This is a genomic window from Paraburkholderia sp. DD10, assembly GCF_049177125.1.
Classification (GTDB): domain Bacteria; phylum Pseudomonadota; class Gammaproteobacteria; order Burkholderiales; family Burkholderiaceae; genus Paraburkholderia; species Paraburkholderia terricola.
On the sequence record NZ_CP185392.1, the window covers coordinates 3,345,965 to 3,368,853 of the forward strand.

The window sequence follows — 22,889 nt, forward strand, 5'->3', positions numbered from 1 at the left end:
ACTCCAGTTGAATGGGCTTCTTGTGTCTTCGTATGCTCAAAGCCGATAAAACGCGGCGGCGTTGCCGCCGAAAACCGCTTCACGCTCGGCGTCGCTCAAGGACGCGAGCAAGGTATTCGCCACCGAGTGCCACAGCAGATAGTCGCCGTTCAGATCGAGCACGGGCCAGTCGCTGCCCCACATCAAACGCGCCGGACCGAACGCGGCGAGCAGATGCTCGACATATGGTTGCAGCGTTTCCTCGGTCCAGCCGGGCGAGGCTTCGGTGGCGAGGCCCGACAGCTTGCAATGCACCTGCGGCAGCCTTGCGAGCCGCGTGATCGCGTCGGCCCATGCTTGCCAAGCGGCGCGGCCGTAGCGGATCGGCGGCTTGGCGCCGTGATCGACCACGATGCGCAGCGCCGGAAAGCGCGCCGCGAAGGCTTCGATCGGCTCGACGTGGCGCGCGTAAATCAGCGCGTCGAATGCGAGGTCGTGCGCGATCAGCGCTTCGATCGCCGGCGCGAGGTCGGGATTGGCGATCCACGTGTCGTCCGGCAAGTCCTGCAGCATCGGCCGCACGCCCTTGAACTTCGGCTCATGCGCGAAGGCGTCGATGACGGCCGGCGCGGTCGGCAAGAGCAACGGCACCCAGCCCACCACGCCGGCGATCGACGGTTCGTTGCGCGCCATGTCCAGCAGATAACGCGTCTCGTCGATGGTCGGCGCCGCCTGCACGACCACCGTTCGCTCGATGCCCACCCTTTCGCGCAATGGTTTGAGATCCGTTGGGCCGAACGTCCGGTAAAGAATCTGCAGTTCCGGCGTGAGCCACTCGTAGTCGCCGCGGGCGGGGTCCCAGTAGTGCTGGTGGGCATCGATATGCATCGTCGGATCAATCCTCTGGCGCGGGCGCGCGGTGGTCGAGCAAGCCCTGGTCGCGCAACGCGGACCACAATTCCGCGGGGATCGGCTGCTCGAACGACGCGGCGTTCTCGCGCAATTCGTCGGCACTGCGCGCGCCGGTCAGCACGGTGGCGACCGCCGGATGCGCATACGGAAACTGCAAGGCGGCGGCGGCGAGCGGCACGCCGTGTTCGCGGCACACCGCTTGCAGCCGTGCGACGCGCTCGATCACCTCGCGCGGCGCATCGCCGTAGTTGAATTTCAGATCGCCCTCGACGCCGCGCGCCAGAATGCCCGAGTTGAACGCGCCGCCTAACAGGATGCTGACGCCGCGCTTCTCGCAGGCCGGCAAGAGATCGTCGAGCGTGGTCTGCTCGAGGAGCGTATACCGGCCTGCAAGCAACGCGCAATCGATATCGAACTCGGCCATCGCTTCCAGAATTACCGCGCCTTCATTCACGCCGAGACCGACGGCCTTGATCGCGCCCGCCGAGCGCAGCTCGTCCAATGCGCGGAAGCCGCCGCCTTCGGTCAGTTGCCGCCAGTAATGGGGGTTCTCGTCGCCGTGCGTGGCCCGGCCGATATCGTGCACCAGCAGAATGTCGATATCGACGATGCCGAGGCGCTGCTGGCTGTCCTCGAACGAACGCAGAATGCCGTCGTGCGTGTAGTCGTAGATCGCCTCGAAGGGTAGCGGGTTTTGCCAGCCTTCCTTGCCCTCGTAAGGCGTGGTGCGCGGCACGAAGCGGCGGCCCACCTTGGTGGACAGCACATAGTCGCCGCGCGGATAGCGGCGCAACGCGTCGCCCAGCCGATGCTCGGCCTTGGTGTTGCCGTAATGCGGCGCGGTATCGAAGTAACGCACGCCGGCGTCCCACGCGGCGGCGACGGTCGCGTGCGCTTCCTCGTCGGACAGGTCGCGATAGAGGCCGCCCAGGGGCGCCGTGCCGAGTCCCAATCCTGTCACTTGCAAGGCGGTGCGGGCAACGCCGCGCCGCCGCCCGACCTTCGAACCGATCGCTGCCGTCATTGAAGCTGTCTCCTGTTTCACCGTGTTTTAGCACGCGCGAGCCAAATATGCCCGCCGCGCGTGCGAACCGCCTGCGGAGGGACCGCGGTCCGGCCGCTCAATGCGGCTCGATCGCAACCACGCGATGCGGCGCCGCGGCGCTCGACGGCAGGCACGCCGGCCCGACCGGTTCAAAAGTCTTGTACGTCAGGATGAATTCCTGATGACCAAGCGTTTCCGATTTCGACGCCGCGCCGAGCGACACCGCCACCGTTTGCTCGAACACCTCGCGGCCAACCTCGTCGAGCGTGCCGCGGCCTTCGAGAATACGGCCCGCGTCGACGTCCATGTCGCCGGCGAGGTTGCGGTACGTCGCCGGATTCGCGCACACCTTGATGACCGGCGAAATCGCCGAGCCGACCACCGAGCCGCGTCCGGTCGTGAACAGAATCACATGCGCGCCGCAGGCGATCAGTTCGCCGATCTCCGCGTTGTCGCTGATGTTCGGAAAGCCGAAGCGCGGCTCGCCGTCGGGCACTACGTCGAGCAGATAGAGGCCGCCGGTCGGCGGAATATCGCCGGGTTTGATGATGCCGACAATCGGCGACGCGCCGCTCTTCGCATACGCGCCCAACGACTTTTCTTCCTGGGTGGTGAGGCCGCCGTCCGCATTGCCGACCGCGAAACTGCCGTGCCCGAGAATCGAGTAGTAGCGCGCGGCCTTCGCGACGCACGCAACGATGGCGTCACCAAGGTCGGGCCGTGCCGCGCGCGTTTTCATATGAAACTCGCAGCCCACCAGCTCGCCGGTTTCCTCGAAGAGGCAGGTCGCGCCCGCGTCGATCAGATGATCGAACGCCCGGCCCACCGCCGGGTTCGCCGTGATGCCGCTGGTGCCGTCCGAGCCGCCGCAGATGGTGCCGACCACCAGTTCGGAGAGCGCCATCGGCACTTTTCGTTGCGCGGCGAGTTGCTTGCGCGCGTCACGAATCCAGTCGACGCCGTATTGAATCGTGCTGCGCGTGCCGCCCTTTTCCTGGATCGTCAGCACCTCGACGGGACGGCCGCTCGCGCGCACCACGTCCACGAGGTAATGCTTGTTCATGCTCTCGCAACCGAGCGACACGAACAACACCGCGCCCACGTTCGGATGCGTGGCAAGCCGCTCCAGCATCTTTTCGGCGTAGCTGTTCGGATAGCAGCCGGGAAAGCCGATCAGATGCACCGGCGGTTCGCGCTCGGCCGAAGCGTCGTCGAATGCGTCGAACGGCTCGCGAAACTGCGTGACGATCTCGCGCGCGACGTGGTGCGCGCACTCCACCAGATACGCCACCGCGACCACATTGCGGATGCCCTTGCGGCCGTCCCGGCGCGGATAGCCTTGCAGCATGGGCTGCTGTGCGGCGACAGATGCTACGGAAGTGTCAGTCATGATCGTTCCAGCGCGGCGCAAGGCCGCGTCATTGAGCGCAAGTCAGTGATGTACGAACTCGTGTCCCGCGTCGTGCGTGTAAGTCGGCAGGTAATCGCTTTCGAGGTTGTGCGTATGCAGATGCGCGCCGGGCGCGACCGCTTCGGTCACGTGGCCGATGACCGCGCCGTAGCGCAGCACCTTGTCGTCTTTCGCGAGCTCGCGGCGCGCCACCTTGTGACCGAGCTCGATGGTTTTCGCGAGCGTTACGAGCGCGCCTTCGATCTCCACTTGCGTGCCCGCATCGAGACGCGCCGCCGCGATCAGGCAGTTATCGGCGGGACTGAGCAGGATCAGGCGTGGATCGGTTTGCAATGGGCGGCTGGTCAAGTGAGTTCTCCGTCAGGCATCGTCTTTCGAATTAGTTCTGGCCTTCGCCGCTGGCAAGCCGCGCCACCATCAGCGAGCCGAGGATGATCGCGCCGTAAATCGCCTGAATCCAGAACGACGGCACCTGGGCGAGCGTCAGCAGGTTCTGCACGACGCCGAGCAGCAGCACGCCGGAAAGCGCGCCGAGCATCGAGCCCTTGCCGCCGTCGAGCGAAATACCGCCGATCACCGCCGCCGCGAACACCGTGAAAATCATGCCGTTGCCCTGGTTCGCGTTGATCGCGCCGACATAGCCGGTCACGATCAAACCGCCCACCGCCGCGAGCATGCTGCCGAGCACGAACACGCCCCACGTGATGCGCTCGACGCGAATGCCCGCCGCGCGCGCCGCTTCCGGATTGCCGCCGATCGCGTACAACGCGCGGCCGAGGCGGTGATAGCGCAACATGAACGCCGCGATCGCGAACGCCACCGCCGCGAGCCATACCGACAGAGGCAGGCCGAGCACGATCGTGGTGGCGAGCGAGAAGAACGACGGCGGCATGTCGAACAGCGTGCCGCCCTTGGTCGCGCCCACCAGCATGCCGCGCAGCACGATCAGCATGGCCAGCGTGACGATGAACGCATTCAGCCGCAAACGCACCACCAGAAAGCCGTTGATGAAGCCGATCACGGCGCCGACAGCGAGGATCGCGAGCAGGCCGGCCGCCGCAGGCCATTGCGTGCCGAATCCCGCGGACATTGCCGGCATCACCAGCATCGCGCCGACAGCGGGCGCGATGCCGACGGTCGATTCGAGCGACAAATCGAACTTGCCGGTCAGCACGATCAGCGATTCGGCGAGCACGACCAGCGCGAGAGCCGCCGAGGCGCCCAGCACGCTGATCAGATTCGCCCTGGTCAAAAAACTCGGACTGACGAACGCGCCGATCACGATCAGCAAGGCAAGCGCGGGCAGCAACGCCAGCTCGCGCAAGCGCGCCAATTCGCTGCGGGCGCGCTTGCCGCGCGTCGCTTTCATGGCCGGCTGCGTTTGGCCGGGAGCCGCGGCGAACGCGGGACTGGGCACACTATTCTTCATGGAGACTGACTCCTTCAACGGATGCGATCAGATCGTGGTCCTGCCAACCGGCGGGAAATTCGGCCGCGACACGGCCACGGAACATGACCAGCACACGGTCACAGGTGCGCAGATCGTCGAGTTCGCCGGATACGACCAGCACGGCCTTGCCTTCCTCGCGCACGCGGTCCACGACGGAGAGCAACGCTTCTTTCGATTTCACGTCGACGCCCGCGGTGGGGTCGATCAGCACGAGCACGTTCGGGTCGGTGGCTAGCGCGCGCGCCATCACCACCTTCTGCTGATTGCCGCCCGACAGCCCGGATACGACATGCTCGGGGCCTTGCGCGACGATGCCGAGCGCGTCGATCATCTTCTGGCCGAAGGCGTTCTTCTTCGCGGGCGGCGCGATGCCGAATTTGCCGAGCATGCGCGCGATCGTCATGGACGCGTTTTCCGCCACCGATTGCGTCAGCACCAGGCCTTCGTGATGACGGTCCTTCGGCACGCAGCCGATGCCGCGCGCCAATGCCGCAGGCACGTCGCCGGGCGGCAGGCTTGCGCCGTCCACGCTGATCGTGCCGCGCTTCGCGGCGCGCAAACCGGCAATCGCTTCGGCCACGCTCGTGCGGCCGCTGCTCGTTGCGCCGGTCAGGCCGACCACTTCGCCGCGCTTGACCGTGAACGACACGTCTTCGTAGTCGGAACCGGCCAACTCCTTCACTTCCAGCGCGACGGCCGTATCGGCGGGCAACGCGTCGCGCGCCGCCGCGTCGGCGACCGCGAGGCCGCCGCGTTCGCCGGTCATCGCTTCGATCAACTGCTCACGCGGCAACGCGGAAACCGGCGCGCTGACGATATGCCGCGCGTCGCGCAGCACCGTCACCGCCTGGCAAATCTCATAGACCTCTTGCAGATGGTGCGAGATGAACAGGAAGGTCACGCCTTCGCGCTGCAACTCGCTGATGCGCCGGAACAGGCGCTTGATCTCGTCGCCGTCGAGCTGCGCGGTGGGTTCGTCGAGAATGATGAAGCGCGCGCCGTACGACAGCGCCCGCGCGATTTCCACGAGTTGCCGCGCTTCCACCGTCAGATCGCCGGCGCGCGCGTCCTCGCGCACGTCGATCTTCCAGTGGTCGAGCAGCTTGCGCGCGTCGCGGCGCATCGCTTGCCAGTCGATCACGCCGCCGCGCGACGGCTGCCGGTTGATGAACAGGTTTTCCGCGACGCTCAGATCGCGGATGATCGTCGAATGCTGATAAACGCAGGCGACGCGCTCGCGCCACGCGTCGCGATCCGCGATCGACGGCGCGGCCGCGCCGCTGAAACGCACCTCGCCGGTATCGGGCTTGCGCAGGCCGGTGAGGATCGACACCAGCGTCGATTTGCCGGCCCCGTTGCGCCCGACGAGCGCATGCGACTCGCCGGGCATCACGCGGATGCTCACGTCTTTCAGCGCGGGCGTGGAGCCGAAGCGTTTGGTGACTTCGAACGCTTCGACGACCGGCACGGAGGGCGTCGGCGCGTTCATTTGACCGTGTTGCCCCACAACGCCTTGTCGTCGACATTCGACTTCGTGACGAGCGGCGCGGGCAATTGATCTTCGAGAATGCCCGGCGCCAGCTGGATGATGTTGCTGCCGTGATCGGTCGGGCCCGGCTTGAAGGTTTGTCCGGCCAACGCGGCCTTGATGTAGAAGAGGCCGTATTTCGCATACGAATCGGCCGGCTGCGAAACCGTTGCGTCGATGTCGCCGCGGCGAATCGCGTCGAACTCCTGGGGAATGCCGTCGTTGCTGACGATCACGACGTGCTTCGCGTCGCCGGCGGGAAATAGCATCTGCTTGCGCCGCAGCGTTTGCAGGGTGGGCGACAGATAAACGCCGCCCGCCTGCATGTAGATGCCCTTCACGTCGGGATTGGCGGTAAGCAGACTGTCGAGCGCGGTGGCCGCGACGTCGCCCTTCCAGCTCGCCGGAATTTCCAGCAGCGTCAAGCCGGGATAGCCTTTCACACAGGAGCGGAATGCTTCCGAGCGGTCACGCCCGTTCACCGATGCGAGGTCGCCCATGATCTGCACGACCTTGCCCGACTTCACGTGTTCGCCGATGTACTTGCACGCTTTCTCGCCGTACGCGCGATTGTCCGCGCGCACCACCATCGCGACCTTGCCTTGCGTCGGCGCGACGTCCACGGCGACGACGGGCACATTCCTGGCCGCGGCGGAATCGAGCGCGCGGCTGATCGCCGCCGAATCCAGCGGGCCGACCACGATGCCCTTCGAACCGAGGTTCAACAGGTTGTTCATGTCGGTGATCTGCTGCACGGGATCGCCGTTCGAATTGACGGGCGCGAGGATGTCGAGCCCCATGTCTTTCGCGTACTTGGGCAAATAGGTGTTGTACGACTGCCAGAACGGCGAGGTCAGCAGCGGCAGATCGAGACCGATCTTGCCGGTCTCGGCGGCTTGCGCAGCGCCGGTGAAGCCGAAGCTGGCGACGCAGGCCGCCGCCACGGTGAAGAGCGAACTCCTGAATGAACGACGGGCCGCGAGCGGCCTTTTCACAAACGACATGGTTGTCTCCTGTCCTATATGCGTTGTTGAACTGCGTGATCCGGCCGAGGATGGCCGGCACTGCGTCCTGCGCTTTTATGAAGTATTGGCGTGCGCTCATTCACCAATGAACGTATTATTCATATACGAACTTTCCCAAGTCAAGCGAAGTGCACTGCACCAATCGTCCGTATTTTCCCTGGACAAGCGCTGCATCGCACAAGATTCAGTACGCACCGACCCTCTCGCGCCAGATAATGCGAAAACGACACGAGAACTCGCTCACGATGGACGTAGAAGACAAAGACGACGCCGACCGTTATCGCGCCCCCGCGCTCGATAAGGGTCTCGACATCCTCGAACTGCTCGCCGAGCAGAAAGAGGGGCTCACGCGCGCCGAGATCACCAAGCTGCTCGGACGCAACGCGAGCGAGATGTATCGGATGCTCGAACGGCTGGTCGCGCGGCAGTATGTCGTGCGCTCGGCGGCGGGCGACCGCTATTCGCTCAGCCTGAAGCTGTACGCGCTCGCGCATCGTCATCCGCCGATGAACCGGCTCATCTCCGAAGCGCTGCCGCTGATGCTGCGCTTTGCCGATGCCGCCGAGCAGTCATGTCATCTCGTCGTGTACGACCGCGGCAATCTGCTGGTGATCGCGCAAGTGGATGGACCGGGCACGTGGGGCATGTCGGTGCGGCTCGGTTCGCGGGTCGGCCTGATCGACACCGGCTCGGGCCGTGTGATGCTCGCGTTTCAAGGCATCGAGCAACGCGAACAGATGCTCGCCGAACACACCAAGGTGAAGGGCGAGGTCACGATCGACCGTGAGGCGTTGGAAGAGGCGTGCGAGCGGATTCGCGCGGCGGGTTTTTCGCAGAAGGACAGCCAGCAGATCTTCGGCGTGACCGATCTCACGTTTCCGATCCAGGGACCGTCCGGCCAGGCGATCGCGGCGCTGACCTGCCCGTATCTGCGGCGCATCGACGAATACGTCGCGCCGACGCTCGAAGTCGCGACCGCGCTGCTGCGCGAGACGGTGCAGGCGCTGTCGATGTTTCGGGAGAGTGTCCGTCTGGCGTGATGCTCGCGCACGCGGCATACGCACGGCAGGCCGTTGAACATCGCGTGCAGTCGCGCATGGTTTAGAATGGCGACCCCTCAAAAATCACGCCGCATGGGGTCCCTCATGCGCGCTCATCGATAAGCAATGGCGAAACTTCTGACCGATTCCGAATTCCAGCGTTTTTCCGAACTCCAGCAGAAGCAGTCGAGCTTCACGATCACGCCTGAAGAAGCCGACGAACTGCGCGACATCGTCGCTCATGCGCAAAAGCGCCGCGACGACCGCGCCGCGGCGATGCAAAGCATCGAAACCTTCATTCAGCAATTCGACATCAGCCCGGACGAGCTGTTTTCAGCCGAGCAGATCGGCGACGCCGCGCGCACTTACGGCCTGATTCCGGCGGCCAGGAAAGAGCGCGTGCTGCCGCCGTCGTTCACGTTCAACGGCAAGCCGTACCAGTGGACGACGCGTGCGCTGCCGGACGAGATTCGCGTGCCGCTGTTCGATGCGTTCAAGGCGGGTGAATCGGTGAAGTCGTTCATCGCGACGCCGAAGGACGCAAACCGTTGCGCGGCGACGATCGCGCGCCTGGAACGCGAGACCGGCGCTGTGTATGCGGATGCGTGGCTGGAAGAGTTGTCGGTGACGCGCACGCAGGTTGAGGAAGCGGCGGGGAAGCTCGCCGCGTAAATTCAGGCGTTCACGCGTACCAGTCCGAGATTCGTCGCGGACGGTCGTATCGGCGTCATCGCCGTGTTCCAGAAGCGGCACGGCGCTGAGCATCTCTCAAGAGCGCGCCGCGCCGCCGGTTACCGCTGCGAACCGGGCTCATCCAACGCCATCCTGAAGCCCACCACACCCGGATCCTCCGTCGGCGTCACGGTGAAACCACTGGCTTTCGCCAACGCGATCATCGGCGTGTTCTCCCGCAGCGCCTCGCCCACCAGCCAATGGATGCCACGCACCCTTGCGTAGTTGACGATGCGGTCCATCAGCAATTGTCCAAGGCGCCGGCCTTTCTGGTCCGAGCGCACTGCAACCGCGAACTCCGCGGTTTCGTTATCGGGATCGGCAACCGCGCGCACCACGCCCAACGTCCGCGCGAAACCCTCGTCGGTTTGCACGGTGGCGATGAGCGCCATTTCGCGGTCGTAGTCGATCTGCGTCATGCGCGCGAGTTGCGAATGATCGAAGCTGCCCACCGCGCCGAAAAAACGCAGCCTCAAATCCTCGGGCGTCATCGCCTCGACGAAATCGTGATGCGCGGCCTCGTCTTCCGGGCGGATCGGGCGCACCGTCATGCGCACGCCCTGCCACTCCAACGTCTCCTCGAAGCGGCGCGGGTACGGCACGATGGCGAGACGGCTGCGCGTCGACGCGATGCTGAGCGTCGGGGCAAGCACCGTCACGTGGTCGCGGAATACGCGCAGCGTCAGCGCAAGGCCGACGATTTCCTTGACGTCGCACACCGCCTGCGACAGCGCGGTGAGCGCGGCCAATACCGGCTCGGGCGCAACCAGCCGCGCATAAGGCGAGCGCGTGACGATGTCCCGCGCGAGTGTCGGATTGAGCGGCGGCAAACCGTACACGCGCAGCGGCTCGGACACGCCGTCGGCCGACGGCGCCGTAAAACGGAACACCGGGCCGAAGTTGTCGTCGTCGTGAAGTTCGACGGTGATGTCGACAATGGAATTCGGCGCGGCTGCTGCCGCGCTTTCCGCCGCTTCCACGCGCAGCCCGAAGCGTTCGAGCAACTGCGCCGCCGCCTCGCCGGCGAGTCGATCCGCACCCGCGGCAAGCGCCGCGCGCGCCTGCGCCTGAGCGGCGTCGATCGCCTCGGGAATCCGCGCCGGCAGTCCCTCCGGCGTCTGCATCAGCAACTCGCGGCCCATCCGGTAGTCGACCAGACGGGCGAAGGCGCGCGCGAGCCGCTGTGGCGTCGTATGAACCGGAATGCCCTGCGCATGCAGCGCGTCGCGCGTCGCCGCGTCCACGCCGCCGAAGAAACACGCCAGCAAGCCGCGATACGCAAAACGCTGATTCGCGATCAACGCCTGCGCGACCTCGCCGACCGGCGCGCCATGCGTCGACGCATGAACGACGAACGCCGTGCCCGCGCCGCGGTGGTCCGCGAGTATCTTCAGCGCGGTGCCGAAATGCTCGGGCCGCGCGTCGTCGCCGAGTCGCAGCGGATTGCCTGTCACCGCATACGGCAGCGCTTCGGCGAATGCCGCGTCGGCGGCGGCGGGCCATGCGGCGAGCGTGTCGCCGGCGGCGGCGAAGGCGTCGCAAGCGAGCGTCGCAAGGCCGCGGTCGCTCGTGATCAGCGTCGCCGTGGCGCCGGCCGCGACGCGGCCCACGCCGAGCGTCTCGATCTCGTCGAGCAGATCGTCGAGCGCGTCGACGCGCACCATGCCCGCGCGGCGGAATGCGGCGGTGTAGAGGCCGTCGGCGGGATCGGCGCGGCCCGAGCGCAACGCCAGCACCGGCTTGTTGCGCGCCGCCGCGCGCGCCGCCGACATGAACTTGCGCGCCGCGCGCACCGTATCCAGTTCGAGCAGAATCGCGCGCGTGCCGGGGTCGCTCGCCAGATAGTCGAGCACGTCGCCAGCGTCCACATCGGCCTCGCCGCCGAGCGCCACCGCATGCGAAAAACCGAGCCCGCGCGCGTGCGCCCAGCCGAGCACGGCATTGGTCAGCGCGTTCGATTGCGACACCCACGCGACGCCGCCCGCCTTGACCGTGCACGAAGGCGCGCCGAAATACGCGCGCAGCGCCGGCGACACCACGCCGAGGCTGCCCGGCCCGACGATGCGCAGCAGATTCGGCCGCGCCGCCGAAAGCGCGTGCCGCAGATGCAGCCGGTCGGCATCGCAACGCGCCTCGCCGACGATGATCGCCGCGCGCGTGCCGAGCCCGCCGAGCTTGTGGATGATGCCGGGCCACGTATCGGGCGGCGTGCAGATCAGCGCGACGGTGGGCGCTTGCGGCAGATCGCCGGTGTCGCCGAAAACCGGGTGGCCGCCGAGCGTTTCGTACTTCGGGTTGACCGGCCAGAGCGGGCCGCCAAAGCCGCCTTCCAGCACGCGCGACCACACCATCGCGCCGGTGCTGCCCGGCCGCTCGGACGCGCCGATCACGGCGACGGATTTGGGTCGGAACAAGGCATCGAGATTGCGAACGGTCACGGGCGCTCCGCGAATGGAGAGTGGCGCGCCGGAGGCAGGCGCATGTCTTCGTCAGGATAGGCGAAGTCGGCGGCTTGCGCGGGGGCTTCTCGAACCGCGGCTCATGCGAGATGCCAACGTCGTTGCCCGAAAGCGCTGGCGACAAACTCAGCGCGTAAAAAAACCGCGTCGATCGACGCGGTTCTCTGTTTCACCCGATGCCGTTCGCCGATAAGCGCACGGCCAGCGCGACCTACATCGCCTTCTTGAACGGCGCGCCCGAATGCTCGCGCAATTCGTTGAAGACGATTTTCGGCCACGCCTTCTGCGCGACTTCGATCTCCGACACGTGCGACGCGAGATAAGTCGGTGCATCGGACGCATCGAGCGCGATCCGCGCCGCGTATGAATCGGTGAAACGGCGCAGTTCGGCCGGGTCGTCGGAGGTCACCCAGCGCGACATCCGGTAACGCGCCGGCGCCATGCGCACGTCGACCTTGTATTCCGTCGACAGACGATGCGACACCACCTCGAACTGCAACTGACCCACCGCGCCGAGAATCATCAAGCCGCCCACTTCGGGACGAAACACCTGAATCGCGCCTTCCTCGCCGAGTTGCTTGAGCGCTTCGCCGAGCTGCTTCGCGCGCATCGGGTCGACCACTTCGACGGTCTGAAAAATTTCCGGCGCGAAGAACGGCAAGCCGACGAATTGCAACTGCTCGCCTTCGGTCAGCGTATCGCCGAGACTCAGCGTGCCGTGATTCGGGATACCGATGATGTCGCCCGGATACGCCTCGCTCACCGTCTCGCGGCGCTGCGACAGGAACGTCACCACGTTGTTGGCGCGGAACGTCTTGTTCGAACGCGTCACCTTGACGGCCATGCCGCGCTCGAAACGCCCCGAGCACACGCGGATGAACGCCACGCGGTCGCGGTGCGCCAGATCCATGTTCGCCTGCACCTTGAACACCACGCCGGTGAACTTCGGCTCGTCCGGCATCACCGGACGCTGCACGGTCATGCGCATCGAAGGCGGCGGCGCGAGGTCGACCAGCGCGTCGAGAATTTCCTTCACGCCGAAGTTGTTGATCGCCGAGCCGAACAGCACCGGCGACTGCTGGCCGGCGAGGAACTGCTCGCGATCGAAGTCGGGCGTGGCGCCCGTGATCAGATCGATCTCGTCCTTCGCCTTGATCCAGCTATGCCCGAAGCGGCGTTCGCCTTCCTCGTCGCTCAACGCTTGCAGCGTTTCGACCGCGCCGCCGGCGGTATCCTGGCCGGCGCGGAATACGCGCACCTGGTCGCGCTGAATGTCGTAGACGCCCTGGAATTCCTTGCCCATGCCGATCGGCCAGGTGAAAGGCACGGCGGCCACGCCCAGATGCTGCTCGATTTCGTCGAGCAGTTCGAGCGGCTCGCGCACTTCGCGGTCGAGCTTGTTGATGAAGGTGACGATCGGCGTCTTGCGGCTGCGGCACACTTCCAGCAGTTTCAGCGTCTGCGCTTCCACGCCGTTCGCGCCGTCGATCACCATCACGGCGGCGTCGACCGCCGTGAGCACGCGGTACGTGTCTTCGGAGAAGTCTTCGTGGCCCGGCGTATCGAGCAGGTTGATCACGGCGTCGCCGTACTCGAACTGCATCACCGAACTGGCGACGGAAATGCCGCGCTGCTTTTCGATCTCCATCCAGTCGGACGTCGCGTAGCGGTTGCTCTTGCGGCCCTTCACGGTGCCGGCGATCTGGATCGCGCCCGAGAACAGCAGCAGCTTTTCAGTGAGCGTGGTTTTGCCCGCGTCCGGGTGGGAAATAACCGCGAACGTGCGGCGGCGTTTGAGTTCGGAGACTGACATCGGGCTGGCGGTCACGGATAGGGGTTCGGGCGGTCAACGGCTGCTGGTGCGGCCGCTCTGCCTCGCGTTGCGCGGCGGCGCCGAACTGCGGGAGCCGGGTTGGAGACCCGCGTCACATGGCAACCCGGCTGCGTCGGAACAAGGTCACGAACGAGCGTTCGACAATACGGGAATCACCGGCGCAGAACAGCGCAGGGAACGAATGATACACGTCATGGGGAGAGGCGTTGGGAAATGCTGGCGCGCACGCGACCAGCACGAGCATACCGGTCAACGATACGGTTTGACCTGAGCACAGGGTTCGGCGCGCTCGGGCAAAGGCAAAGGTGAGAGTTTTCGGGACTTGCGGCGGCGCACCTCGAATCGAGGCAAAAGATGAACGCATCGACGGTCCGCTCGCGCACCATCACCATGAAGTCCGGGAGTTGATCGAGCTTCGCGAAATCGCTGCGCACGTCATCGAACTATCGTCGATGCGATTTTTCGCGGAGCCTGGAAACGCCCGCTGGCAAAGGCTCGCGCGGGTTTCACCGGGCTTCGTGCCGTGGTGACGAGCGGCAGCATCCAAGGAGTCACCAGCCGCATCGTTCGACAAAACCGGGGTCGCGCGAAGCAAAGTAGCCCCGCGTCAGCCGCTCCGAAAAACGCGCGGCTCGCGAGGCGATTTCAAACCAAAGGTGAGCGTTTTCGGGACCCGGCTCGCGGTGCGGAAAAAACCGCTCGCGGCCTCACTTCAGAACAATGGGCGCCCTCAGAACGAAAGCGCCATGCAGTACCGCGCTTCAGGCGTCGATCAGAAAGCGCTCGCGATTCTTGCCGGCGAGCCAGGCCGGCGAGCGGCCGCGGCCGCTCCACGTCTCGCCGGTTTTCGGATTGCGGTACTTGGCGGCCAGAGCCGGTTTGCGCGCCGGCGCACGCTTGACCGTGAAACCCAGTTCCTCGGCCGTGAGGTCGTATTCAGCCACCTTCTGTTTGATCTCGGCGATCGCCTGCGCGATTTCCTTCTCGCGGGCTGCCGCTACCTCCTTGTGGAGCTTTTCGAGCTGGGTAGTCAACTGTTTGTACGAGGCCATGACAGATGCTCCAATCGGTTTGACGAACTGCATGCTGTGCGCACACTAGCAGACGAAAAACGTGCCGGATAGCGAACCGCGCATTGCCGCCGTTCGATACCTTGGCCCGGCCTGACGAACCCAATGCACTCAATCGTCAATTGCATCGTACACGCGGCGTTCGAAATCGACCGCCATTGGAAACGGTTCAACCGCGCGGCGCTGAATCAGCATCAAACCAATTAGCTCTTCCACAGGATCGGCGAACCAGCTCGTGCCGAACGCGCCCGGCCAGCCGAACGAGCCCATCGAACGATAGCCGTGCGGCAACTGCTGCGCAGGGTCGTCGACGATCGACAAGCCGAGCCCGAACCCCTGGCCGGTCCATAGCACATGACCGAAGGCCGGCACGCGGCGCTGCTCGCGCGTGAGAAAGTTCGAGCGCCTCGGCGGTAATGGCGTTCGTCAGCGCCGTCAGCCGAGCCGCTGAAAATCCCGCTCGTCGCATGATTGTCCTGAATCGTTTCCACCGAAACCGTCGTTCGCCCGGACGGTCTGCGCAGCGGCCCGCCGTGGCGAGCGCCTAGGCTTTTTGCCGCGCCTCCAGCGCCGAAAGGGCGGCGTTCAGACGCTTGAGCCGGCTGGCCTGCGCCGGCACGCGAACCGCGCCGGAAACCGAGTCGATCCGGTTACGCCAATACGAAAGCGGGATGCGGTCTTCAGCCGAAAGATGCGAGATGACATGCTCAAGGTGTTCAATATCTTTTTCGAGTTGGTGGTGATTCATTGCTTTCCCCGGGATTCAGATCGAACTGATACAAAGCGTGAATCGAAGCATAAACCATGCCGCTGGTTATTTCGGCGACACGAAAATATTTCTTAAATGCTATTTGCGGCGATGCTCAATCGGCAAATCTGTCCGACGCTAAAATCGCGAGCCGGCTGAAACAGAATACAGCGGCTAATCGCACGCTTCCGTTGGCTGCCGCACCGACTTGCGCACGGCCCATTCGAGCGTGCACGCAGGCGCCGGAGGAAAGAAGGATAAACGAAAAGTTCTACTTTGAAATAATGCCCACTGCATGAACCGTCGACGGCATACATTGGCGTCCGTTTTATGACGGCCGCGCGTTTATGCCTGAAACAGAATTCATACCTTACTCCAAACAGGGACAACATTTGTTTGGTTGAGAATAATCTCGGCAATGGAAATGCCGCCGTCGCGGCTAGGCCGCGAACCAACGAAAGGCAATCTGCGAAAGCCGCCGTGCCGGCATGAAGCCGGCGTGCAGTCATTTCGCGCGACAGGCGTAAATCAGGCTAAGCGTGCCATTCTCGGTGGATTGACGCACGACGTCGAATGCGCCGCCGCAACTGGCGGTGGCCTGCTGCGCGCACGAGTCGGAGCGGGCCGGACATTGAACCAGCGTGGTGGCGCGGCCATCGGACAGAAACAGCGGCGTGGGGCTGCTGCAACCGTTCAGCGCGGCGAGCGCGCTCACTGCCAGCGTCGCGCAGGCCAGGCGCGCGAATGAGGAAGGACTGCGTTTCATTGGAAACCCCGAAACATCTTGTTTTTCGATCACGCGATTGTGCCATGTGGCCATTACGCTGCGCTGACTCGATGTCGCGGGACTTCGTCACACCTCGATGCCGTATGCCGCGATCTTCTTGTAGAGGGTCGCGCGGCCCATGCCGATCTGCGTTGCCGTGTCGATCACGCGTCCGCCGTTGGCGCGCAAGGCTTCGCTCAGGAAGCGTTTCTCGAACGCCGCCATTGCGTCGCTCCACGACGCCGGTTCGGGCGCGCCCGTGGCCTCGTTCGCGGCGCGTGCAACAGAGACCGCCTCGGGCACGTAAGGACGGTGGCCGCCGCCCTGCGCGGAACCGACAAACGGCGCGAGCGCGCGCGCGTCGATCCGCTCGCTGTCGGCAAGCATCACGGCTCGCTCCAGCGTATTGCGCAATTCGCGCACGTTGCCGGGCCATGCGTACGAACACAGCAGCCGCAGCGCATCGTCCTGCAATTCGAAGTGACGGCCGCCGCGCGCCTGCGTCGACAGCTCTTCGAGCATCGCGTAAGCCAGCGCCTCAATATCGGCGAGACGCTCGCGCAATGCGGGCGCGTGGATCGTCAGCACATTGAGCCGGTAGAACAGGTCCGCGCGAAAGCGCCCCGCCGCGACCAACGCCAGCAGATCAGCCGACGTCGCGGCGATGATTCGCACGTCCGCGCGCACGATCCGGTTCGAGCCGAGCGGCTCGAACTCCTTGTCCTGCAACACGCGCAACAGCTTGCCCTGCAAAGGCAGGGGCATGTCGCCGATCTCGTCGAGAAACAGCGTGCCGCCGTTCGCCAGCTCGAACTTGCCGACGCGCCCTTTACGGTCCGCGCCGGTGTAGGCGCCGGGCGCGGCGCCGAAGAATTCGACTTCGAGCAGGCTATCCGGAATCGCCGCGACGTTGACGGTCACGAGCGGCTGATTGGCCCGCGCCGAGCCGCCGTGAATCGCATGCGCGAGCAACTCCTTGCCGGTGCCGGTTTCGCCCAGCAGCAGCACGGGCGATTCGAGTTGCGCCGCGCGGCGCGCCTGGCGCTTCACTTCGAGGCTCGCCGGGCTCGTGCCGACGAAACTGCCGAACGTATATTTGGCGCGCCGCGCCTGCGCGAGCGACTGACGCGTCGCGATCAGTTCCTGCTGCACGCGCGAGTAGTGGGAAAAGAGCGGTGTCAGCGCCTTGAGTTCGTCGAACAGCGCGAAGCCGACCGCGCCGACGGTTTGTCCCGCATCGTCCTTCAGCGGCAGACGCGTGACGACGAGCGGCTCGCGGTCGGTTTCGAGAATATCGAGCAGGATCGGCTTGCCGGTGGTCACGACTTCGCGCATCAGGCTGTTCGGAATCACCGCTTCGCAATCGCGGCCAATGGCCTGCTCGGGGTCCGCAAAACCGAAGCGCGCCGCATAGCGCTTGTTGATCCAGACCACGCGCGCGTCCGCATCAACGATGAACGTGCCTTCGCTGAAATTTTCGAACGTGCGGAACAGCGAATCCATCGCGCGGCGCAGTACGTCGCCATAGGCGGCGGGAAGGCCCGCCCAGTCGTTCATCATCGTGTCGCTGTCTCCAGGTATCGTTCTATTGTGGCTGTCTCAATTCGGAGACGAGCTTATCTCATCCACGAGATCGCCAGCAAGCTTGTCGCATAAGGGTTTAACCTGTAATGCGCGTATGTTCAGCTGATTTACGTCCCGATTTGGAGACGTTTGGGTACAATCGCCCGCAGCGCGTTTCGAACTTCGGCCGGCGGAATCAGCAGGCGGGCCGCTGCGGCGTGTGTGGCATGGAACCTGCGTTCCCACGCCGCCATGCCGTCGCCATCGGGACGGCGTACACGTAGAACAACCAAGCTTTGGAGACTCAATGTCCTTTGTTATCGTCCTCGCCGCGCTGGCGTTTCTGATGTTTGCCGCCTATCGCGGCTACAGCGTCATTCTGTTCGCGCCGGTCGCCGCGCTCGGCGCCGTTCTGCTGACCGACCCTTCCGCCGTCGCTCCGGTGTTCTCCGGCATCTTCATGGAGAAAATGGTCGGCTTCGTGAAGCTGTACTTCCCCGTGTTTCTGTTGGGCGCCGTGTTCGGCAAGGTCATCGAACTGTCGGGGTTCTCGGAGTCGATCGTGGCCGCCGCGATCCGCTATATCGGCCGCTCGCGCGCCAATGCGGTGATCGTCGCGGTGTGCGCGCTGCTCACCTACGGCGGCGTCTCGCTGTTCGTGGTGGTGTTCGCGGTGTATCCGTTCGCCGCCGAACTCTACCGTCAGAGCAATATTCCGAAGCGCCTGATGCCTGGCGCGATCGCGCTCGGCGCGTTCTCGTTCACGATGGATTCGCTGCCGGGCACGCCGCAGATCCAGAACATCATCCCCACCACGTTCTTCAAGACCACCTCGTGGGCCGCGCCCGCGCTCGGCGTGATCGGTTCGCTGTTCATCATCGTGGTGGGCCTCTCGTATCTGGAGTGGCGCCGCCGCGCGGCGATGGCGGCCGGCGAAGGTTACGGCACGGAACTCGTCAACGAGCCGGAGCGCGTCGAATCGAAGCAATTGCCGCATCCGCTGCTGGCGCTCGCGCCGCTGGTGCTGGTCGGCGTCGCGAACTTCCTGCTGACCCGCTGGATTCCGAACTGGTACGGCGCGTCGTACACGGTTCCGCCGGAAATCCTGCCGGGCGTGCATGCACCCATCACGACGACGATCAAGAGCGTGGTCGCGATCTGGGCCGTCGAAGGCGCGCTGCTGCTCGGCATCGTCATGGTCGTGGCGACGGCGTTCGGCCGCGTGCGCGAGCGTTTCGCGATCGGCACCAAGGCCGCGGTGGCGGGCGCGCTGCTGGCTTCGTTGAATACCGCGTCGGAGTACGGCTTCGGCGGGGTGATCGCGGCCTTGCCGGGCTTTCTGGTGGTTAGCGACGCGTTGAAGAGCATTCCCAATCCGCTCGTCAACGCAGCGGTGTCGGTGAGTTCGCTGGCGGGTATCACGGGTTCGGCGTCGGGCGGCATGAGCATCGCGCTCGCGGCCATGTCCGACGTGTTCATCAAGGGCGCGGAAGCCGCGCATATCCCGATGGAAGTGCTGCACCGGGTCGTCGCAATGGCGAGCGGCGGCATGGACACGCTGCCGCACAACGGCGCGGTCATCACGCTGCTGGCGGTGACGGGCTTGACGCACCGTCAGTCGTATCGCGACATCTTCGCGGTGACGGTAATCAAGACGCTGGCGGTGTTCTTCGTGATCGCGGTTTATTACCTGACCGGACTGGTTTGAGCGGACATGCGTGGCCGCGGCGTGAAGGCGGGGCAAAGTAACGGCGTCAGGAGTTTTGATCGGTTACTTTGTCACCCTGCTTTCTCAACCCAACCGGCGCGCATTGCATGAGCTCAACCCCCGCTTTCTGGATGATCCCCGCGGCACCGACTCCGGTCGGTCCGTTCTCCCATGCCACCGAAGCCGACGGCTGGGTATTCCTCACCGGCCAGATGCCGACCTGGCCGACCGACGACACCGCGCCGCTGCCCGAGGGCGTCGTCGCCCAGACCCGGCGCGTGATGGACAACCTCGTGCTGGTCCTCGAAGGACTCGGCCTCGGTCTGCCGAACGTGGTTGCCGCGCGCATCTTTCTGACCGAGTTCAAGCGCGACTACGCGGCCATGAACGACACCTACCGCGCCTATTTCCCCGCCGACGCGCTGCCCGCGCGAACCTGCATCGGCGTCACGGCGTTGGCGCGCGACGCGCTGGTCGAGATCGACTTCATCGCCAGGCGACCGGCCTGATCGACCATTCGCCCCGCATAAAACAACCCTGCGTTAACGGCGCAAGGCGGTATAAACCTGAGTGGTTTACTGGGAAACCCTCAAGCGCGCGAGGTTAATTGTCGTTATTGCTGGCAAGACGTAAGCACCACGCTCACCTCCTCGGTGAGCACCAGCAAGGAAAGCCATGCGCAATAACCAGCCTGTCACCGGGCACGAGTACGAATACCCCTCGTCGCAAATGCTCGTTTCCGCGACCGACCTCACCGGCCGCATCCAGTATTGCAATCCCGCCTTCATGGCCGTCTCGGGCTTCACGCGCGACGAGCTGATCGGTCAACCGCATAACCTGATCCGTCATCCGGACATGCCGCGCGAAGCCTTCGCCGACCTGTGGACGACGATCCGCGACGGCCGTCCGTGGACCGCCCTCGTCAAGAACCGCCGCAAGAACGGCGACCATTACTGGGTCAAGGCAAACGTCACGCCGGTCGTGGAGAAAGGCGCCGTGGTCGGCTATCTCAGCGTGCGCGTGAAGCCGGAGCGCGACGCGGTGCGCGCCGCCGAGGCGTTGTATGCGCGCATGCGCGGCGGCGAGTCGCGTGGCGTGAAGTTGCGTCGCGGCGTGGTGGTGCGCACCGGCCTGGCCGGACGTTTGCAGGCGCTGATGCGTCTGCCGGTCGCCACGCGCGCGGCGGCCGGCTATGCGATCACGCCGCTGGCGCTGCTGCTGACCGGCCTCGCGGCCTGGCAAGGCGCGCCACCCGCGCCGTTCTGGCTCGCGTTCGGCGTCACGACGGCGCTCAGTATCGTGTCGTGGCGGTTGCTGAACCGGCAACTCGCCGCGCCGATCCGCAACGTGTCCGGTTTCGCGACCCGTATCGCCGCCGGCGATCTGACGGCCGATCTGGAGATCGCGCGTCATGACGACCTCGGCGAGGTGATGCAGGCCTTGAACCAGTTGAAGGCGAATCTCGCGGCGATCGTCTACGACGTGCGCGCGCAGATCACCGGCATGCTCGAGAACGCGCGCGAGATTTCCAGCGGCAATGTCGATCTCGCGCGCCGCACCGAATTGCAAGCGGCCTCGCTGGAGGAAACCGCCGCCACCATGGAAGAGTTGACCACCACCGTGCAGGCCAATGCCGACGCCAGCGTGCGCGCGCTCGATCTGGCGAAGGAGGCGCAAGCGGCGGCCGCCGTCGGCGGCAAGATCGCGGGCCAGGTCGAGCAGACGATGGCCGGCATCACCGCGGCGTCGAGGCGCATTGCGGACATCACTGGCGTAATCGACGGCATCGCGTTCCAGACTAATATTCTGGCGCTGAATGCCGCCGTCGAAGCGGCGCGCGCGGGCGAGGCGGGCCGCTCGTTCGCGGTCGTCGCGGGCGAGGTGCGCACGCTCGCGCAACGTTGCGCGGCGTCGTCGAAGGAAATCAAATCGGTGGTCGAGGCAAGCGCGACCGAAGTGGCGGCGGGCACCGAACTGGTTGCGCGCACCACGTCGCAAATGCGTGTGATCGACGAGGCGGTGAGCCGCGTGTCGTCGATCATCGTGGAAGTGGCGAATGCGAGTAGCGAACAGGCTGAGGGCATTCGCCAGGTGAATCAGGCGGTCTCGCATCTGGACGGCGCCACGCAGCAGAATGCGGCGCTCGTCGAGCAGGCCGCGGCCACCGCGCAGCGCCTCGCGGAACAGGCCGACGTGCTCGATGAAGCGGTGCGTCTATTCACCATCGCCGAGGCAGCGCCCGCGCAACGCGCCGCCACGCCGAAGCGTCAAGCGCTCGCGTCGAATGGGACGCACAAGCCCGCGCCCGGAATCGCACGCGATGCGGAGCGAGCCGAAGCCACATTGGTCTGATAGATCGGCATTAGTCCCATCTCGACAGGGGGGTAGCGACGCCTCAGGATTGACCCGTCAGCGCCCAATTTGCAACGGGCCGGCTGACCCGAGTAACAACGGCGTTTAACGGCCCGTCCCATTCCGGACGGGCTATTTTTTTGCCACGTCGCGGCGCTTGCCGTAGTCGTTGAAGTTCGGCTTTGCCGGCAGGCCAGCCGGCGAGGCTAGTGGTGAGGGAATACGGGAGCCGTCGGCAGCGGATCGCCGCGCGATGCTACGCTACGCAGGCAGCGCTTCGAGCCACATGCGCCACGCGCGCAGGGTTGCACGGGGCGCGAACCTTCCACCGATCCCCGTAACAGGAGGCCGACGTGACCCCGTCCGACGCTCCGGCAACCAATCTGCTGTCCGCGCACTTCGCCGACATGGCGCGCAACAACGCGTGGTCGAATTTGCGCCTTTACCGCGCCTGCCTCACCTTGACTGACCAGGCGTTCGCCGAACACCGGGTGAGTTTCTTCCCGTCGCTGCAACTCACGTTGAATCACATTCTTCTGGTGGACCGGTATTACTTCGACGCGCTCGTCGACGGCGGCGAGGGCCTCACCATTTTCGACAACGAACTGCCCTATCCTCGCGCAGCCGAGCTATGGGATGCACAAGCGCGAAGCGACCAGCAACTGCTGGCTTTTTGCGAATCGCTTCGCGACGAGGATTTGCACCTCGAAGTGAGCATCGATCGCGGACCAGCGGTCGGCGTGCAGCGCGAGAAAATCGGCAACGTGCTGCCGCATGTTTTCGTCCATCAGATTCATCATCGCGGGCAAGTCCACGCGATGTTGAGCGGCACGACGGCCGCGCCGCCGCAACTCGACGAGTTTTTCCTCGCTGCCGACGCGCCGTTGCGCGCCGCCGAATTGCGCGATCTGAACAGCATGCGTGAGTCTGCATGAGTCGCAACGCATACCCCGATAGACCCGCCTGCGCCTAACCGAAGCGCGCGTCATCCGCGTGACAGCCGGGCAGAACGATTGCACCGCCGAGGGGCACGAAAAATGCGTCCGCCTCTCGCGGGAGTCGCGTTAAACTGGTTGTCACAGCCGGATGTCACCTCTCCCGCTGCCCGGCGAGCCGCGCCAGCCAACGCGCTGCGCACGGCGCAAGGGCGGCGTCACGGCAAGCGGCGAATGAACGGGCGCACGAGCAAGCGTGAACATGGCGCGACAGACGGCGCGCTATCCTGCCCGTACAATGATTCGATCAACAACGGAACAAGGACAACTTC

20 protein-coding genes and 1 pseudogene are annotated in these 22,889 nt (G+C 65.1%); 6 read left to right on the plus strand and 15 right to left on the minus strand.

Annotation, left to right across the window (positions count from 1 at the left end; all coding sequences use genetic code 11):
- Positions 1-36: 36 nt before the first annotated feature.
- The 7 genes from ACOCG7_RS15180 to ACOCG7_RS15210 form a co-directional block, all read right to left on the minus strand.
- Positions 37-867 (minus strand): amidohydrolase family protein, encoded by an 831-nt coding sequence (locus ACOCG7_RS15180; protein WP_073431309.1) that lies wholly within the window; start codon positions 865-867, stop codon positions 37-39.
- Positions 868-874: 7 nt separating this feature from the next.
- Positions 875-1,915, minus strand: a complete 1,041-nt coding sequence (locus ACOCG7_RS15185; protein WP_073431308.1) for an aldo/keto reductase — start codon at positions 1,913-1,915, stop codon at positions 875-877.
- Between the two features lie 97 nt (positions 1,916-2,012).
- Positions 2,013-3,326 carry a UxaA family hydrolase gene (locus ACOCG7_RS15190; protein ID WP_073431307.1) on the minus strand — a complete coding sequence of 438 codons (1,314 nt, stop codon included), beginning with the start codon at positions 3,324-3,326 and terminating at the stop codon, positions 2,013-2,015.
- 42 nt (positions 3,327-3,368) lie between these two features.
- Positions 3,369-3,695: a UxaA family hydrolase gene (locus ACOCG7_RS15195; RefSeq protein WP_073431306.1), complete on the minus strand. Its 327-nt coding sequence runs from the start codon at positions 3,693-3,695 to the stop codon at positions 3,369-3,371.
- Positions 3,696-3,726: 31 nt separating this feature from the next.
- Positions 3,727-4,776, minus strand: a complete 1,050-nt coding sequence (locus ACOCG7_RS15200) for an ABC transporter permease (protein ID WP_073431305.1) — start codon at positions 4,774-4,776, stop codon at positions 3,727-3,729.
- Positions 4,766-6,286, minus strand: coding sequence for a sugar ABC transporter ATP-binding protein (locus ACOCG7_RS15205; RefSeq protein WP_073431304.1), 1,521 nt, complete (start codon positions 6,284-6,286; stop codon positions 4,766-4,768). Before ACOCG7_RS15205 ends, ACOCG7_RS15200 begins: the two co-directional genes overlap by 11 nt.
- Positions 6,283-7,329, minus strand: a complete 1,047-nt coding sequence (locus ACOCG7_RS15210; protein WP_073431303.1) for a sugar ABC transporter substrate-binding protein — start codon at positions 7,327-7,329, stop codon at positions 6,283-6,285. The genes ACOCG7_RS15205 and ACOCG7_RS15210 overlap by 4 nt, the downstream gene beginning before the upstream one ends.
- A gap of 266 nt (positions 7,330-7,595) precedes the next feature.
- On the opposite strand from ACOCG7_RS15210, the gene ACOCG7_RS15215 reads away from it, so the two are divergent.
- Together ACOCG7_RS15215 and ACOCG7_RS15220 are read left to right on the plus strand one after the other, a co-directional pair.
- Positions 7,596-8,390 (plus strand): IclR family transcriptional regulator, encoded by a 795-nt coding sequence (locus ACOCG7_RS15215; RefSeq protein WP_154872554.1) that lies wholly within the window; start codon positions 7,596-7,598, stop codon positions 8,388-8,390.
- Between the two features lie 126 nt (positions 8,391-8,516).
- A complete protein-coding gene (locus ACOCG7_RS15220) occupies positions 8,517-9,062 on the plus strand; it encodes a hypothetical protein (RefSeq protein ID WP_073431301.1) in 546 nt (181 codons plus the stop codon).
- A gap of 119 nt (positions 9,063-9,181) precedes the next feature.
- Here the strand turns inward: ACOCG7_RS15220 and ACOCG7_RS15225 are convergent, their stop codons facing one another.
- The 8 genes and pseudogenes from ACOCG7_RS15225 to ACOCG7_RS15260 all read right to left on the minus strand — a co-directional run bounded on the left by ACOCG7_RS15225 (position 9,182) and on the right by ACOCG7_RS15260 (position 17,559).
- Positions 9,182-11,560: a GNAT family N-acetyltransferase gene (locus tag ACOCG7_RS15225; RefSeq protein WP_073431300.1), complete on the minus strand. Its 2,379-nt coding sequence runs from the start codon at positions 11,558-11,560 to the stop codon at positions 9,182-9,184.
- A gap of 232 nt (positions 11,561-11,792) precedes the next feature.
- On the minus strand, positions 11,793-13,394 hold the full coding sequence (locus ACOCG7_RS15230; protein ID WP_073431299.1) for a peptide chain release factor 3: 1,602 nt from the start codon (positions 13,392-13,394) through the stop codon (positions 11,793-11,795).
- Positions 13,395-13,506: 112 nt separating this feature from the next.
- On the minus strand, positions 13,507-13,779 hold the full coding sequence (locus ACOCG7_RS15235) for a hypothetical protein (RefSeq protein ID WP_143031931.1): 273 nt from the start codon (positions 13,777-13,779) through the stop codon (positions 13,507-13,509).
- Positions 13,780-14,176: 397 nt separating this feature from the next.
- Positions 14,177-14,467 (minus strand): H-NS family nucleoid-associated regulatory protein, encoded by a 291-nt coding sequence (locus tag ACOCG7_RS15240; RefSeq protein WP_073431298.1) that lies wholly within the window; start codon positions 14,465-14,467, stop codon positions 14,177-14,179.
- 129 nt (positions 14,468-14,596) lie between these two features.
- Positions 14,597-14,890, minus strand: a pseudogene (locus tag ACOCG7_RS15245) (serine hydrolase); the annotation flags it as partial.
- A 139-nt stretch (positions 14,891-15,029) separates the two neighbouring features.
- Positions 15,030-15,233: a hypothetical protein gene (locus ACOCG7_RS15250; protein WP_073429596.1), complete on the minus strand. Its 204-nt coding sequence runs from the start codon at positions 15,231-15,233 to the stop codon at positions 15,030-15,032.
- Positions 15,234-15,738: 505 nt separating this feature from the next.
- Positions 15,739-15,999, minus strand: coding sequence for a hypothetical protein (locus ACOCG7_RS15255; protein ID WP_073429732.1), 261 nt, complete (start codon positions 15,997-15,999; stop codon positions 15,739-15,741).
- Between the two features lie 87 nt (positions 16,000-16,086).
- Positions 16,087-17,559 (minus strand): sigma-54 interaction domain-containing protein, encoded by a 1,473-nt coding sequence (locus ACOCG7_RS15260; RefSeq protein ID WP_421376202.1) that lies wholly within the window; start codon positions 17,557-17,559, stop codon positions 16,087-16,089.
- Positions 17,560-17,869: 310 nt separating this feature from the next.
- Between ACOCG7_RS15260 and ACOCG7_RS15265 the strand changes: the two genes are divergently transcribed.
- From ACOCG7_RS15265 to ACOCG7_RS15280, 4 genes are all read left to right on the plus strand, one after another.
- Positions 17,870-19,270 carry a GntP family permease gene (locus ACOCG7_RS15265; RefSeq protein WP_073429598.1) on the plus strand — a complete coding sequence of 467 codons (1,401 nt, stop codon included), beginning with the start codon at positions 17,870-17,872 and terminating at the stop codon, positions 19,268-19,270.
- 107 nt (positions 19,271-19,377) lie between these two features.
- A complete protein-coding gene (locus tag ACOCG7_RS15270; RefSeq protein WP_154872495.1) occupies positions 19,378-19,779 on the plus strand; it encodes a RidA family protein in 402 nt (133 codons plus the stop codon).
- Between the two features lie 166 nt (positions 19,780-19,945).
- On the plus strand, positions 19,946-21,622 hold the full coding sequence (locus ACOCG7_RS15275) for a PAS domain-containing methyl-accepting chemotaxis protein (RefSeq protein WP_154872494.1): 1,677 nt from the start codon (positions 19,946-19,948) through the stop codon (positions 21,620-21,622).
- A 353-nt stretch (positions 21,623-21,975) separates the two neighbouring features.
- Positions 21,976-22,557, plus strand: coding sequence for a DinB family protein (locus ACOCG7_RS15280; protein ID WP_421376205.1), 582 nt, complete (start codon positions 21,976-21,978; stop codon positions 22,555-22,557).
- The last annotated feature ends 332 nt before the right edge of the window (positions 22,558-22,889 follow it).